Source organism: Streptomyces sp. NBC_01232, from assembly GCF_035989885.1.
GTDB lineage: Bacteria > Actinomycetota > Actinomycetes > Streptomycetales > Streptomycetaceae > Streptomyces.
The window spans coordinates 1,874,451-1,888,483 of sequence record NZ_CP108518.1; the positions used below are offsets into that span (position 1 = coordinate 1,874,451).

The 14,033-nt window shown below is 71.7% G+C and carries 14 protein-coding genes; 3 read left to right on the top strand and 11 right to left on the bottom strand.

What is annotated here, in order from left to right:
• Positions 1 to 37 precede the first annotated feature (37 nt).
• Positions 38 to 235, top strand: coding sequence for a DUF1918 domain-containing protein (locus tag OG444_RS08865; protein ID WP_030010502.1), 198 nt, complete (start codon positions 38 to 40; stop codon positions 233 to 235).
• A 1-nt stretch (position 236) separates the two neighbouring features.
• Here OG444_RS08865 and OG444_RS08870 read toward each other — a convergent pair whose 3' ends face one another.
• On the bottom strand, positions 237 to 1,484 hold the full coding sequence (locus OG444_RS08870; RefSeq protein ID WP_327261634.1) for a glycoside hydrolase family 10 protein: 1,248 nt from the start codon (positions 1,482 to 1,484) through the stop codon (positions 237 to 239).
• Positions 1,485 to 1,623: 139 nt separating this feature from the next.
• Between OG444_RS08870 and OG444_RS08875 the strand changes: the two genes are divergently transcribed.
• Positions 1,624 to 2,517 carry a 3-hydroxybutyryl-CoA dehydrogenase gene (locus tag OG444_RS08875; RefSeq protein ID WP_051782388.1) on the top strand — a complete coding sequence of 298 codons (894 nt, stop codon included), beginning with the start codon at positions 1,624 to 1,626 and terminating at the stop codon, positions 2,515 to 2,517.
• Between the two features lie 29 nt (positions 2,518 to 2,546).
• Here the strand turns inward: OG444_RS08875 and OG444_RS08880 are convergent, their stop codons facing one another.
• The 9 genes from OG444_RS08880 to infC form a co-directional block, all read right to left on the bottom strand.
• Positions 2,547 to 3,074, bottom strand: a complete 528-nt coding sequence (locus tag OG444_RS08880) for an NUDIX hydrolase (RefSeq protein ID WP_401284415.1) — start codon at positions 3,072 to 3,074, stop codon at positions 2,547 to 2,549.
• A 62-nt stretch (positions 3,075 to 3,136) separates the two neighbouring features.
• Positions 3,137 to 4,477 (bottom strand): transcriptional regulator, encoded by a 1,341-nt coding sequence (locus OG444_RS08885; protein ID WP_327261636.1) that lies wholly within the window; start codon positions 4,475 to 4,477, stop codon positions 3,137 to 3,139.
• Between the two features lie 711 nt (positions 4,478 to 5,188).
• Positions 5,189 to 7,732 (bottom strand): phenylalanine--tRNA ligase subunit beta, encoded by a 2,544-nt coding sequence (gene pheT, locus OG444_RS08890; protein WP_327261637.1) that lies wholly within the window; start codon positions 7,730 to 7,732, stop codon positions 5,189 to 5,191.
• Positions 7,732 to 8,859, bottom strand: a complete 1,128-nt coding sequence (gene pheS / locus OG444_RS08895) for a phenylalanine--tRNA ligase subunit alpha (RefSeq protein WP_327261638.1) — start codon at positions 8,857 to 8,859, stop codon at positions 7,732 to 7,734. Before pheS ends, pheT begins: the two co-directional genes overlap by 1 nt.
• A gap of 153 nt (positions 8,860 to 9,012) precedes the next feature.
• Positions 9,013 to 10,296 (bottom strand): sensor histidine kinase, encoded by a 1,284-nt coding sequence (locus tag OG444_RS08900; RefSeq protein WP_327261639.1) that lies wholly within the window; start codon positions 10,294 to 10,296, stop codon positions 9,013 to 9,015.
• Positions 10,297 to 10,351: 55 nt separating this feature from the next.
• Entirely contained in the window at positions 10,352 to 11,212 is an 861-nt protein-coding gene (locus OG444_RS08905; protein ID WP_327261640.1) for a TrmH family RNA methyltransferase, read from the bottom strand.
• Positions 11,213 to 11,365: 153 nt separating this feature from the next.
• Positions 11,366 to 11,752 carry a 50S ribosomal protein L20 gene (gene rplT, locus OG444_RS08910; protein ID WP_007263143.1) on the bottom strand — a complete coding sequence of 129 codons (387 nt, stop codon included), beginning with the start codon at positions 11,750 to 11,752 and terminating at the stop codon, positions 11,366 to 11,368.
• Between the two features lie 101 nt (positions 11,753 to 11,853).
• The gene (gene rpmI / locus OG444_RS08915; protein ID WP_030387121.1) at positions 11,854 to 12,048 is read right to left on the bottom strand and encodes a 50S ribosomal protein L35; all 195 of its coding nucleotides are present in this window, start codon (positions 12,046 to 12,048) and stop codon (positions 11,854 to 11,856) included.
• Positions 12,049 to 12,151: 103 nt separating this feature from the next.
• Entirely contained in the window at positions 12,152 to 12,886 is a 735-nt protein-coding gene (gene infC / locus OG444_RS08920; protein ID WP_327261641.1) for a translation initiation factor IF-3, read from the bottom strand.
• Positions 12,887 to 13,210: 324 nt separating this feature from the next.
• Here infC and OG444_RS08925 point away from each other — a divergent pair, with 324 nt between their 5' ends.
• Positions 13,211 to 13,588 carry a DUF1844 domain-containing protein gene (locus OG444_RS08925; RefSeq protein ID WP_030387119.1) on the top strand — a complete coding sequence of 126 codons (378 nt, stop codon included), beginning with the start codon at positions 13,211 to 13,213 and terminating at the stop codon, positions 13,586 to 13,588.
• Between the two features lie 84 nt (positions 13,589 to 13,672).
• Here OG444_RS08925 and OG444_RS08930 read toward each other — a convergent pair whose 3' ends face one another.
• Entirely contained in the window at positions 13,673 to 14,020 is a 348-nt protein-coding gene (locus OG444_RS08930) for a hypothetical protein (protein WP_327261642.1), read from the bottom strand.
• Positions 14,021 to 14,033: the final 13 nt, after the last annotated feature.

The window sequence follows — 14,033 nt, forward strand, 5'->3', positions numbered from 1 at the left end:
CTAGCACCGGATCGGACCGCCACCGAGGAGGTCAGTTATGCGCGCGACCGAGGGCGACCAGCTGGTGCAGCACGGCAGGATCGTAGGACAGCACGACAAGGTGGGCGAGATCACCCAGGTCCTGGGCGAGAACGGAACCCCCCCGTACCGGGTCCGCTTCCAGGACGGACACGAGGCACTGATGGCTCCCGGACCCGACTGCACGGTCCGCCACCCCTCAGAGCCCACTCACTGAATCAGCGCCGGGACTCCGCCGACCGGTAGTGATCGGCGACCACCCGGGCCATCGCTCCGTTGGGGTCCGCGGCCACCTGCTTCGCCGAGAAGTACACGTGGCCGCGGACCTCCGGGAAATCGCGGGCGAACCGCACGTGCTTCGACAGCTCACCCGGATCGCGCCAGGCGGCGGTGGGGCTGTCCTCGTCACAGCGGTAGAGGGCCTCCCCCACGTAGAGCCGGACGTTCGTCCCCGCGACGGTCCGCGCCCACCAGGGCACGATGTCGGCGTAGTCGGCGGTCGGATGCCCGATGTGCCAGTACGCCTGCGGCACGATGTAGTCGATCCAGCCCTCCCTGACCCACTTGCGGGTGTCCGCGTACAGGTCGTCGTAGGTCCCGAGGCCCGCACGCGTCGGTGAACCGGCCGGGTCCCGGTCGGAGTTGCGCCAGACGGCGAAGGGGCTGATCCCGAACCGGGGCGCCGGCTTCAGCGCCCGCAGCCGCGCGGACATCTCGCGGACCAGGGTGTCGGTGTTGTTGCGGCGCCAGGCGGCCCGTGACGCGAAGCCCGCTCCGTACTCCTCGAAGGCCTCGTCGTCGTCGAAGTACTCCCCCGCCACCGGGTACGGGTAGAAGTAGTCGTCCCAGTGGACCGCGTCGACCGGATAGCGGGAGACGGCGTCGAACATCGCGTCCTGGACGAAGCGCCGCACCTCGGGAAGACCGGGGTTGTAGTAGAGCTTGCCGCCGTACTCCACCGTCCAGCCGGGGTTGCGCCGCGCCGGGTGCGTGGCCACCAGACGGTCGATGTCGGTGTGGTTGGCCACGCGGTACGGGTTGAACCAGGCGTGCAGCTCCAGCCCGCGCGCGTGCGCCTCCTTCACCGCCGTGCCCAGCGGGTCCCAGCCCGGGTCCACGCCCTGCTTCCCGGTCAGCCACTGCGACCAGGGCTCCAGCTTCGAGGGCCAGAACGCGTCCGCCGCCGGCCGGACCTGGAGCACCACCGCTCCGAGCCGCCGCTCGACCGCGGCGTCGAGGAGGCCGAGCAGCTCGGCGCGCTGCCGCGCGGCGGAGAGTCCGCTCTCGGAGGGCCAGTCCACGTTCGCCACGGTGGCGATCCACATCCCGCGGAAGTCGGCCGCGCCGGCCCGCCCCCCGGGGATCCGCGCGGAGGGCCGCGGCGCCGCGGCCGCCGATCCGGCCGTGGCGGCGGCGATCACCCCCACGGCTCCGGCCAGCAGTACCCGTCGGCCGATATACGTCATGTGACAGCTCCATTTCACTGAGTGACATTGCACGGTGTTCGCTCAGCATGCCCGCCCCGGCCCGCCGCCCCGCGCAAGGTCGGGAGTAACGTCGGGGGGCGTGGCGGGCGCCGGAATCGTACGGGGGACCCGCCGACGGATGAGCTGCGAAAGGCACGAAGTGACTGACCTCCCTTCCGACATCACACGGGTCGGCGTAGTGGGCTGTGGCCAGATGGGCGCGGGTATCGCCGAGGTGTGCGCCCGCAGTGGCCTTGAGGTCAAGGTCGCCGAGACCACCGGCGAAGCCCTGGAGATCGGCCGTACCCGGCTGCACAACTCCCTGACCAAGGCCGCCGAACGCGGCAAGATCACCGAAGAGGAGCGGGACGCCACCCTGGCCCGCCTCACCTTCACCACCGACCTCGGCGAGTTCGCCGACCGTGACCTCGTCATCGAGGCGGTCGTCGAGAACGAGCAGGTCAAGACGGAGATCTTCCAGGTCCTCGACCAGGTGATCACCCGCCCGGACGCGATCCTGGCGTCCAACACCTCCTCGATCCCGCTGGTCAAGCTGGCCGTCGCGACCTCGCGGCCGGACCAGGTGATCGGCATCCACTTCTTCAACCCGGCCCCGGTGCAGAAGCTCGTCGAGCTGATCCCGGCGCTGACCACGGGCGAGGACACCGTCAAGCGGGCCGAGGCCCTGGTGCGGGACGTGCTGGGCAAGCACGCGGTCCGCGCCCAGGACCGGTCCGGGTTCGTCGTCAACGCACTCCTGGTCCCCTACCTGCTGTCCGCGATCCGGATGTTCGAGTCGGGCATCGCCAGCCGCGAGGACATCGACAACGGCATGGAGCTGGGCTGCGCCCACCCGATGGGCCCGCTCAAGCTGTCCGACCTGATCGGCCTGGACACCATCGCGTCGATCGCCGACTCGATGTACGCCGAGTACAAGGAGCCGCTGTACGCCGCTCCGCCGCTGCTCCAGCGCATGGTCGACGCCGGCCGCCTGGGCCGCAAGACGGGCGCGGGCTTCTACCCGTACGGCTGACCCGTACCGCTGAGCCGTACGGCCGGCCCCTACGGCCGGCCGAGCCGCAGGTGGTGCAGCAGGAGCAGCCCGGCCGCCATGTTGGCGGCCGGGATCTCTCCCCGGGCGATCATGTCCGGCACGAGCTTGAGGGGCACCCACTCCCGGCGCGAGGACTCGAAGTCGTCCTCGGGATGGCCGATGCGGGTGGCCCCGTCCGCCCAGTAGAGGTGGTGGCGGGCGTCGGTCAGTCCGTTGGACGGCTCGACGGTCATCAGGTGGTGGAGCGGACCGGGCCGCCAGCCCGACTCCTCCTCCATCTCGCGGGCCGCCGCGACCGCGATGTCCTCGCCGTCCTCGACCACCCCGGCGGGCAGTTCCCAGCCCCAGCTGTCGGTGATGAAGCGGTGCCGCCACAGCAGCAGCACCTCGTTGGCCTCGTTGACGGCCGTGGCGACGGCGACCGGACGCAGCCGGATCACGAAGTGGTCCAGGTGCCGGCCGTCGGGGAGTTCCACATCGGCGAGATTCACGTCGAACCAACGGTTCTTGTACACGGTCTGCTCACTCAGGTTCATCCACTGCACGGCAGTGCCACCTTCCTTTCGAGTAGGTGGCAAACATGGCAGCAGCTGACCGGTCACAGCGGAACGCGCAGCGCCCCGTCGATGAGCCTCGCGGTCTCCTCCGCACCCGTACAACCGCTGGTCAGAAGCTGTTCGCGGACCGCCCGCAGCCGGTCGCGCAGCCGCAGCGACTCCATGCCCTTGGCCCGCTCGGCCATCTCGGCCGCGGAGGCCGCGGCCCGGTCCGCCTCCCCCTGACGCAGCTGGATCTCGCACAGCATCGCCAGCCGGTGCACCCGGCCGCGGTCGTGCGCGGGGGTGCCGACGGCGGCGGCCGCCTGTACCCGCGCGGCCTCCAGATCGCCCAGACTGAGCAGCGCCTCGGCGACCTGCACATTGACCAGCCCCGGCTGTACGTAGCCGGTCTCGTCGGGCTCGCTGCCCGGGCGGATCCGCGCGGCGGCCGCCTCCGCCCTGCGGATGCAGGCCAGTGCGGCCTGGGTGTCCCCGAGTTGGGCATAGGCCTTGGCCTGCATGGCGTAGAGGTCCGCGGCCAGCGCCGGGGTGGTGTGCCGCCCGGCCGCACGCAGCGCGGCCTCGGCGAAGGCGACGGCCTGGCGGTACTCCCGCAGGTGCAGGGACTGGTTGACGATCAGCGCGATCACGTACGCCCCGAGCCCGCGGTCCCCGCTCGCCTTGGCCAGGCGCAGGGCCTGGTGGAAGTAGCGCTGGGCCAGCCCGTGGGCGTCCGAGTCGTAGGCGCAGATCCCCGCCACCGCCACCAGCGATCCGGTGGCCCGGTGCAGCCTGCGGCCGAGGTCGTCGGAGTAGCTCCCGCGCAGCATGGGCGCGGTCTCGCTGCCCAGGAAGCGGACGATCCGGTCCCGCGTAGCCATGCCTCCGGCCCGGCGGTACATCAGCTCGTAGTGGGCGCGGGCCGACTTCAGGACCTCGATGTGCTCGGGACCGATCGGGTTCGGGCCCTCGCGGGAGACGTCGGCGTCCTCGGGCGGGTTCTCCCACTCCCACACCGGGATCACGGCGGGCGTCCCGGTGACCGCCTCCGCCGCGAGCAGCTGGGGCCGGGCCTGGCCGTCGGACCGCCACAGGGCGGCGGCCCGGTCCACGAACCCGCTGAGCGGCGAGGCGTGCAGCGGAACGGGCTGGTCCGCCGCGCCGAGCCCGATGTCGTCGAGCCCGAGGGGCCGCCTCAGCCGGCCGCCGAGCACCTCGCAGATCAGGTCGGGGACCTGACCCCGGGGCCGCTGGCCCTTCAACCACCGCGCCACGGCGGTGTGTTCGTAGCGCAGGGCGAGTCCGCGGGTGCGGCCTGCCTGGTTCACGTACGCGGCGAGTCCGGCGTGTGACATGCCCGCCTCGGCGAGGAGGGCATCGAGCAGGACATTGGGCTGCATGGGCCGCTCCAAGGGCTCGTCGGTCTCAGGCTAATGGGTGCGGGGTTCACACGGGGTGTGAACCGTGTACGCGCATAAATGCGATGCGCACTCTGCCGCGCGGACCCCCGGGGGCGCTTCACTGAAGAGCCTCGCCAAGAGGTAGCTCGGGTCGTCGGCTCCCCCTCGTACAGTGCGACGACCCGTCACCGCGCCGCCCGTTCTGCTGTCTGCCCGACACTCCATGGCAGGCGGGCGGCGCGTTCCGGTTCCGCCGGCGCCCGGTTGGTCGCCGCGCCCCGGTAGGGGCCGGGCCGGACGCGCGCCGGGCTCATCCACCGGGCCCGGCGCGCGTGGTCCAGGCCGGTCGTTGCGGAGCACCAGCAGGGCGACGTCGTCGGCGAGTCGCCCGCTGGTGTGCCGGAGCAGAACGGCGTGCACGCCCGCCACCAGCCGCGCGGGCGTGAGCGGCGCCCCGGCGAGGGCGCCGGCCCGGTCGCTGCCTCGCCTCTGCCTCTGTCTCCGCCTGTGCCCCTCTCGGCCTCTCCCGGTCGTCCCCTCACCCCAACCCACCCCGCCCTTCCCGGTACCGGGCATGCAGGGCTCCCCTCCGGCCGGATCGATTGTGTCGACCGACCGGCACCCGGGACCCGGGCCACCGGGGTTCTCACCCGAACGAGTGAGGGGCCCACCCGGTGATCCGGATGGGCCCCTCACGCGTACAGGAAGCGGTTACGCGCCCCGGAGCACCGCCCCGGTCCGCTCGCCCGCCAGGGCCACCGCCGCGTCGCGCGCGGCCGTGGACTCCTCGGCGGTCAGCGTCCGGTCGGCCGCGCGGAAGCGCAGCGCGTAGGCCAGGGACTTCTTGCCCTCGCCGACCTGCTCACCGGTGAACACGTCGAACAGCCGCAGCGATTCGAGGAGTTCACCCGCGCCCTTGCGCAGCGCGGCCTCCACCGAGGACGCCGGGACCGACGCGTCGACGATCAGCGCCACGTCCTGGGTCGCCACCGGGAAGGAGGAGATCCGGGGTGCCTGGAGGGCCTCGCCACCGGCCGCCGCGAGGCGGTCGAGGTCGAGCTCCATCGCGCTGGTACGGGCCGGCAGACCCATCGCCTTGACCACGCGCGGGTGCAGCTCACCGGCGTGGCCGATGACCTGCTCGACCCCGCCGATGGTGACGACGAGCTCGGCGCAGCGGCCCGGGTGCCACGGACCGTACTGGCCCTGGCGGACGACGAGCTCGGTGCCGGCCTCGACGGCGAGCGCGCGGGCGGCCTGGACCGCGTCCGCCCAGTCGGCCGGGCGGCCCTTGCCCCACCAGCCGGCCTGCTCGCGGGCACCGGCCAGCACGACCGCGGCGTACCGCGGCTGCGCGGGCAGGGCCGCGTTCAGGGTGGCGATCTCCTCGTCCGTGGGACGCCGGTCGACGGGCAGCCGTACGGCGACACCCGGCTGGGCGGCGGCACGGAAGACCGAACCGGTCTCGAAGAGCGCGAGGTCGTGGCTACCCCGGCTGTCGTTGCGCCGCAGCGCGCCGAGCAGACCCGGCAGCAGCGTGGTGCGCAGCGCCGGCTCCTCGTCGGAGATCGGGTTGACCAGCTTGACGACCTGGCGGGCGACGTCGTGCGCCGGGATCTGGAGCTGGTCGAAGACGCCCTCACCGAGGAACGGGTAGCTGAGCGCCTCGACGTAGCCCGAGCCGGCCAGCGCACGGCCGACCCGGCGGTGCAGCTGCTGCCGGGCGGTCAGACCGCGGCCGGAGGGCACCTGCGGAAGGGTCGACGGGAGGTTCCCGTAGCCCTCCAGCCGGATGACCTCTTCGGCGAGGTCGTTGGGCTCGGCGAGGTCGGGCCGCCACGACGGGACCGTGACGACGAGCTCGTCCTGGCCGTAGACATCGCAGCCGATCTCCTGGAGGCGGCGCACGACGGTCTCGCGGCCGTACTCCATGCCCGCGACCCGGTCCGGGTGGTCCGCGCCCATCGCGATGGTGCGCGGCGCGCCCGGGGCGAGGAACTGGGTGACGCCCGCCTCGGCGGTGCCGCCGGCGAGGAGCACGAGCAGGTCGACGGTCCGCTGCGCGGCCGCGGCGGCGGCCTGCGGGTCGACGCCCCGCTCGAAGCGCTTGGACGCCTCGGAGGAGAGCTTCAGACGGCGGGCGGTGCGCGAGATCGACACGGAGTCGAAGTGCGCGGCCTCGATGACGACGTCCGTGGTCCCCGTGACCTCCGCGCTCGAGCCGGAGGGATCGAAGGGCGCGGAGACGGAGTCGGCGATCTCGGTGTTGGCGCCGCCCATGACACCGGCGAGACCGATCGGCCCGCTGTTGTCGGTGATCACCAGGTCCTCGGCGTCGAGCTTGCGCTTGACCCCGTCGAGGGTGATCAGCTCTTCGCCCTGCTCGGCCCGGCGCACACCGATGGTGCCCTCGATGCTGGAGCGGTCGTAGGCGTGCAGCGGCTGGCCGAGCTCGAGCATCACGTAGTTGGTGACGTCCACGGCGAGCGAGATCGGGCGCATGCCCGCCTTCTGCAGGCGGCGGGTGAGCCAGATCGGGGAGCGCGCGTCGGGGTCGAGTCCGGTCACCGTGCGGGCGGTGAAACGGTCGCAGCCGGCCGGGTCGTCGACCTTGACCGGGTAGCCGTACGAGTTCGGCTGGGGCACGTCGAGCAGCGCCGGGTCGCGCAGCGGCAGGCCGTAGGCGGTGGCCGCCTCGCGGGCGACACCGCGCAGGGACATGCAGTAGCCGCGGTCCGGGGTGATGTCGATGTCGAGGACCTCGTCGACGAGCTGGAGCAGCTCGATCGCGTCGGTGCCGACCTCGTGCTCGTGCGGCAGCACGATGATGCCGTGCGTGCCGTCGTCGCCCATGCCCAGCTCGTCGCCGGAGCAGATCATGCCGTGCGAGGTGCGGCCGTAGGTCTTGCGCGCGGCGATCGCGAAGTCGCCCGGCAGGACCGCGCCGGGCAGCACCACGACGACCTTGTCGCCGACGGCGAAGTTCCGGGCGCCGCAGACGATCTCCTGCGGCTCGCCGGTGCCGTTGGCCTGACCGACGTCGACCGTGCAGAAGCGGATCGGCTTGCGGAAGCCCTCGAGCTCCTCGATCGTCAGCACCTGGCCGACGACGAGCGGGCCCTTGAGGCCGCCGCCGAGCTGCTCGACGGTCTCGACCTCGAGGCCGGCGTCGACCAGCTTGGCCGCCACGTCACGGCCGGTTTCACCCGCGGGGAGATCGACGTACTCCCGCAGCCAGGAAAGCGGGACGCGCATCAGATCTCACTCCCGAACGGCCGGGTGAAGCGAACGTCACCCTCGACCATGTCTCGCATGTCTTCGACGTTATGGCGGAACATCAGCATCCGTTCGATGCCGAACCCGAAGGCGAACCCGCTGTACTTCTCGGGGTCCACACCGCAGGCGATGAGCACCTTGGGGTTGACCATGCCGCAGCCGCCGAGCTCGATCCAGCCCTCGCTGGAGCAGGTACGGCACGGGTGGTCGGGGTTGCCCACCGACTCGCCGCGGCACACGTAGCACTGCATGTCCATCTCGGCGGACGGCTCGGTGAAGGGGAAGAAGTGCGGGCGCAGGCGCGTGGTGGTGCCCTCGCCGAACAGCTCCTGGACCATGTGGTCCATGGTGCCCTTGAGGTCCGCCATGGTCAGGCCCTCGTCCACGGCGAGCAGCTCGACCTGGTGGAAGACCGGGGTGTGCGTCGCGTCGAGCTCGTCGGTGCGGTAAACCCGGCCCGGGCAGACGATGTAGACGGGCGGCTTGCGCTCCAGCAGCGAGCGCGCCTGCACCGGGGAGGTGTGGGTGCGCAGCACGACGCCGGACTCGTCGCCCTGGGTGCCCTCGGGCCCCTGGACGAAGAAGGTGTCCTGCATCTGGCGCGCCGGGTGGTCCGGCGTGAAGTTGAGGGCGTCGAAGTTGAACCACTCCGCCTCGACCTCAGGACCCTCGGCGACCTCGTACCCCATGGCCACGAAGATGTCCGCGATGCGGTCCATCAGCGTGGTCAGGGGGTGCCGGGCGCCGGCGGGGACGCGGTCGTAAGGCAGCGTGACGTCCACGGCCTCCTCGACCAGCACCCGCTCGTCGCGCTCCGCCTCGAGCTCGACCGTGCGGGCCCCGAAGGCCTTGTTCACGGCGCCCCGGGCCTGGCCCACGCGCTTGCCCGCCTCGGCCTTGGCCTGCGGGGGCAGCGCGCCGATCTCGCGGTTGGCGAGCGCGAGGGGCGAGCGGTCGCCCATGTGCGCGGTCTTCGCCTCCCGCAGCGCGTCGAGGTCGCCGGCGGACGCGAAGGCGGCGAGCGCCTCGTCCCGCATGCGCTCGATCTCTTCCGGTTTCAGTGCCTCGACCTCGACAGGGTCGTACGACTTGTTCGGTGCCGACATCTCTTCCCGTACTTCCGATGGCTGGCTGGATGGGTCCCCCGCGCGACGCGCAGGACGCGCTCGGCACAAGGACACAAAGGTGCCAAAGGACGAGTCTAAAGGTCGCTGGGGGTGAAGGAGCCCGTGGGCCGCCTGCCGGGACTCTCCGCAGGGCTACTGCGTGAGATACGCGGGGGCGCTCACGGGCAGGATAAATCGAAACTCGGCGCCGCCGCCGGGGCCGCGGCCGACCGTGATGGTCCCGCCGTGGGCCTCCACGATGCCCTTGACGATGTACAGGCCCAGGCCGGTGCCGCCGCGCTTGCTCCCCCGCCAGAAGCGGGTGAAGACGCGGCCCATCGACTCCTCGGGGATCCCGGGGCCTTCGTCGGACACGGTGACGGCGGTTCCCTTCTCATGTGGCGACACCCCGATGGTGACCGTTCCTTCTCCGTGGCGCACCGCATTTTCGAGGAGGTTGCCGAGGATCTGGTCGATCTTGTCCGGATCGGCCCACAGATCGGGGAGCGGGTGGCTGACGCTCACGAGGAAGCGCTCGGGGGCCTGCCCGTTCGCGGTGAGCGCCTGTACGTGCCGGCCGACGGCGGTGGCCATGTCGACGGGCTGCCGGCGCACCTCCAGACGGCCGGAGTCGATGCGGGAGATGTCGAGCAGCTCGGCGATGAGGCGGGTGACGCGGTTCGCGTCGGCGTCGACGGTCTCCAACATCAGCCGCTTCTGGTCGTCCGTGAACCGCTCCCACTTGGCGAGCAGGGTGGCCGTGAACCCCTTGACCGAGGTCAGCGGGGAGCGCAGCTCGTGCGCGACCGTGGCGATCAGCTCGGCGTGACTGCGCTCGGTGCGGCGGCGGGCCTCGGTACCGCGCAGGGTGACCACGAGGCGGCGCAGCGGGCCGGTGGGGTGCGTACGGATGTAGCTGGCGGAGACCAGCACCTCGCGGCCGCCCGGGAGCAGCAGGTTCCGCTCGGGCTGTCCGCGGCGGGTGGCGAGGCCCCCGTACGGGTCGGTCAGCGCCCACCAGCGGCGGCCTTCGAGGTCCTCCAGCGGGAGTGCCCGGTCGATGCGCCTGCCGAGCGCCTGTGCGGGGTCGGTCGCCGTCATCCGGGCCGCGGCCCGGTTGAAGCAGATCACCCGCCCGGTGTCGTCTGCGACGACCAGCCCGTCGGGCAGGCTGTCGGGGTCGATCCCGAGGCCGAACCCCTCACCGGGGGCGTCGCCGCCGCCCGGGACGGCCCCGCGGGCCGCGGCCTGCGGCGGTACGGCGCTCAGCGCGCCGGAGGCGAGTGCGGGAGGTCCGGGGGGCGCCGGGAGCGCGCCGTCGCCGGAGTGGCCGGCGACGCCGTCGTCGGGCCCGCCCGTGCGGGCGCAGGGGCCGCCGAGAACCGGCGTACCGGCCGTCGTTCCGGCCCCCGGTGAGCTGTTCGTACCGACGGTCATGTCCCCGTACCCCACATCTCCGAGTAGCGCAGTGGGCCCCCGGGCTGCCACATTACTAGCTGGGGGTCACAGAGCGGCACCCTCCGGGCGCCCGCTGTGCACGCGCGGACGCGTAGAGGCACACGGCGGCGGCCGTCGCGAGGTTCAGACTCTCCGCCCGGCCGTGGATCGGGACCCGTACGACGGCGTCCGCCAGGGCCCTGGTCTCCTCGGGCAGACCCCAGGCCTCGTTGCCGAAGACCCAGGCGGAAGGCCCGCCCATGGTGCCCGCGTCGAGCTCGGCGTCGAGGTCGTCCTCGCCCGCGCCGTCGGCCGCCAGGATCCGTACGCCGGCCGCCCGGAGCCCCTCGACGGCCTGCTCCACCGGAACGCCGACGGCGACCGGGAGGTGGAAGAGGGAGCCCACGGAGGCCCGTACGGACTTGGGGTTGTAGAGGTCCACGGAGGCGTCGGTCAGCACCACCGCGTCGGCGCCGGCGGCGTCCGCGCAGCGCAGCACCGTACCGGCGTTGCCGGGGTCGCGGACGTGCGCGAGGACGGCGACCAGCTTGGGCTCGGCCTTGAGGATCTCCTCGAACGGGGAGTCCAGGAAGTGGCAGACACCGACCAGGCCCTGCGGGGTGACCGTCTGCGAGACCTCGGCGAGCACCTCGTCGGAGGCGTAGTGCACGCGGGCGCCCGCGTCCAGGGCGGCCTCGATGATCCCGGAGTAGCGCTCGGCCGCCTCGACGGTGGCGAACAGCTCGATCAGCGTCGACGCTCCCGTGGGACCGCGGTGCTCCACGGCCTCGCGGACGGCCTGCGGGCCCTCGGCGATGAAGCGGCGCTCCTTGGTGCGGAAGTTGCGCCGCGCCAGTCGCCTGGCGGCGGCCACCCGCGGGGATCGGGGGGAGATCAGCTCGTCGGGGTGACCCATGGTGTGTGCGGTTCTCTCTCGGGGTTCCGGGCGGACGGGGCGGGGCGGCAGCGCAGCAGCGGGGCTGCGGCGGGGCGGAAAGCACACGGACCCGCAGGCGAATGCCTGCGGGTCCGTGGGGGCCGGCCCTGTACGAGCTGGGCCGGCTAGCCCTTAGGCAGCGGCCTTGGGGGCGTTGACGTCGGCCGGGAGCGCCTTCTGCGCGACCTCGACGAGCGCGGCGAACGCGTTGGCGTCGTTGACGGCCAGCTCCGCGAGGATCTTGCGGTCCACCTCGATGTTGGCGGCCTTCAGACCCTGGATGAGGCGGTTGTACGTCATGCCGTTCTGGCGGGCAGCGGCGTTGATGCGCTGGATCCACAGCTGACGGAAGTCGCCCTTGCGCTTCTTGCGGTCGTTGAAGTTGTAGACCAGCGAGTGGGTGACCTGCTCCTTGGCCTTGCGGTACAGGCGCGAACGCTGACCGCGGTAGCCGGAGGCCGCCTCGAGGATCGCCCGGCGCTTCTTGTGGGCGTTTACTGCCCGCTTGACGCGTGCCACTTTTTAACTCCTTGTAGCGGGGCCGTGGGTGTCTTCACACGGCCCGAATTCGATGGGGTCCCGGTCTTGACGTCCCGCTCCCGGACCGGGAGCGGAGGACGTCACTTGCCGAGAAGCTTCTTGATCTTCGCGGCGTCGCCGGGGGCCATCTCCGCGGTGCCGGTCAGGCGGCGGGTGACACGGGACGACTTGTGCTCGAGCAGGTGGCGCTTGCCGGCGCGCTCACGGAGCACCTTGCCGGAGCCGGTGATCTTGAAGCGCTTCTTGGAACCGCTGTGCGTCTTGTTCTTCGGCATAGCGCCGTTATCTCCTCGTCGGTGGCGCTCCCGCCGGTCCTGTGGGGACCGGCTGACGGGAGCGTCATGTTGTGTCGGTGATCCGAGACGGGCTGCCTCGGGATCAGGCCTCGGCGTTCGCCTCGTCGGCCGGCGCCTCTTCGGCAGCGGCCTCGGTGACCTCGGCAGAGGCGACCTCGGTGGTGTCATCGACCTCGACGGCGGCGTCCTCGGAAGGAGCCTCGTCTTCGGTGTGGGCGACACCCTGGCGCTCCGCCTTGCGGGCGGCCTGCGCCTCGCGGGCTTCGGCCATCGCCTCGGTCTTCTTCTTGTGCGGACCGAGGACCATGATCATGTTTCGGCCGTCCTGCTTCGGGTTCGACTCGATGAACCCGAGGTCCTCGACGTCCGAAGCGAGACGCTGCAGCAGTCGGTAGCCGAGTTCCGGCCGGGACTGCTCGCGACCACGGAACATGATCGTGATCTTGACCTTGTCGCCCTGCTTGAGGAACCGAACGACGTGACCCTTCTTGGTGTCATAGTCGTGCGGGTCGATCTTCGGCCGGAGCTTCATTTCCTTGATGACCGTGTGCGCCTGGTTCTTGCGCGCCTCACGGGCCTTCATGGCCGACTCGTACTTGAACTTGCCGTAGTCCATGAGCTTGCAGACCGGCGGGCGTGCGGACGCCGCGACCTCGACCAGGTCGAGGTCGTACTCCTGCGCGAGCTCAAGCGCCTTGGCAAGCGGCACGATGCCGACCTGCTCGCCGCTGGGACCGACAAGCCGTACCTCGGGAACGCGAATCCGGTCGTTGATGCGGGGCTCGGTGCTGATGGATCCTCCTCGGTAGCACCACACGGCTGCCTGGCAGACAGCCGCTGACGTGTATTTCCGTCAGACCGACCGCAGCGGGAGAATGAAAAAAGCCCCGCCGGGCACAGGCAGGGGCTCCAAAAACAACCGGAACACCGCCGCGTGCAACGCGGGGCGTAAAATCGGGCAGCTTTCCATCGTCCGTACGGAACGATGGATACCACCTGACCGGTGACCCGCCGCCCCGGAGGGCAGTCAGGTGGGAGAACGGAGCCTCCACTTGTGGGCCGGGCACAGAAGTGTCCGGCCGGTCGAGGTACATACTAGCACCCGTGCCGCAAGCCCGCCGCACCGCATATCGTGGGGCGCATGACTGACGCGACACCCCCCACCGACCCCGCTGCCGACGGCGCCCCCGACTACGACACCATGACCCGCGACATCGCGGACGTGCCCGCCGTCGAGGTGATCACCACGGTGGCCGTGCACCTGCTGAGCGCCGCGGCGGTCAACCTGGGCCTGGACAAGCCGGACTCCGAGCACAAGGACCTCGACGAGGCCCGCAAGCTGATCACGGCCCTGGCCGGCCTGGTCACCGCGAGCGCCACCGAGATCAGCTCCTTCCACGCCGCCCCGCTGCGCGACGGCCTGAAGTCGCTGCAGCTGGCCTTCCGCGAGGCTTCGATCGTGCCGGACGAGCCGGGCCAGGGCCCGGGCGAGAAGTTCACGGGTCCCGTCTTCGGCTGATCCCGTCCCGGAGCACCACCACCGACGACTGCGGCCGGTGCACCCCTCAGGGGTGCACCGGCCGCAGTCGTGCGCGGACCCGTCCTACGGTCGGACCCGCGGGTCGAGCAGGTCGGCCCGGCGCTCGAGCTCCGCCGCCTCCTCGTCCCAGTCGGGCCCGAAGGAGTAGAGGTCGACGGCGGCCTCGCGCAGCAGGGCCGCGTCGTCCGGGCGCTGCAGGCAGACCATCCGGTAGGCCAGGTTCCGGGCCCAGGGCGCCAGGCCCATCCAGTTCTCGGCGATCACCTGGCGCAGCACCGCGAGCAGCTCGTCCGGATCCGCGAAGGTCACCGCCTCCACGAAGTCGCGATCGGCCGCCATGATCTCCTGCGCGGTGCACCCCGGCCGGTTCTCGGGGACGGCCCCGCGCATCCGGGTCAGAAGATCGCTCACAGGGTTGCTCCTG

Excerpts from the sequence above, each read along its gene's own strand:
- OG444_RS08865 (WP_030010502.1), top strand. The coding sequence starts at position 38 with ATGCGCGCGACCGAGGGCGACCAGCTGGTGCAGCACGGCAGGATCGTA.
- OG444_RS08870 (WP_327261634.1), bottom strand. The coding sequence starts at position 1,484 with ATGACGTATATCGGCCGACGGGTACTGCTGGCCGGAGCCGTGGGGGTG.
- OG444_RS08875 (WP_051782388.1), top strand. The coding sequence starts at position 1,624 with ATGAGCTGCGAAAGGCACGAAGTGACTGACCTCCCTTCCGACATCACA.
- OG444_RS08880 (WP_401284415.1), bottom strand. The coding sequence starts at position 3,074 with ATGAACCTGAGTGAGCAGACCGTGTACAAGAACCGTTGGTTCGACGTG.
- OG444_RS08885 (WP_327261636.1), bottom strand. The coding sequence starts at position 4,477 with ATGCAGCCCAATGTCCTGCTCGATGCCCTCCTCGCCGAGGCGGGCATG.
- pheT (WP_327261637.1), bottom strand. The coding sequence starts at position 7,732 with ATGCGCGTCCCGCTTTCCTGGCTGCGGGAGTACGTCGATCTCCCCGCG.
- pheS (WP_327261638.1), bottom strand. The coding sequence starts at position 8,859 with ATGTCGGCACCGAACAAGTCGTACGACCCTGTCGAGGTCGAGGCACTG.
- OG444_RS08900 (WP_327261639.1), bottom strand. The coding sequence starts at position 10,296 with ATGACCGTCGGTACGAACAGCTCACCGGGGGCCGGAACGACGGCCGGT.
- OG444_RS08905 (WP_327261640.1), bottom strand. The coding sequence starts at position 11,212 with ATGGGTCACCCCGACGAGCTGATCTCCCCCCGATCCCCGCGGGTGGCC.
- rpmI (WP_030387121.1), bottom strand. The coding sequence starts at position 12,048 with ATGCCGAAGAACAAGACGCACAGCGGTTCCAAGAAGCGCTTCAAGATC.
- OG444_RS08925 (WP_030387119.1), top strand. The coding sequence starts at position 13,211 with ATGACTGACGCGACACCCCCCACCGACCCCGCTGCCGACGGCGCCCCC.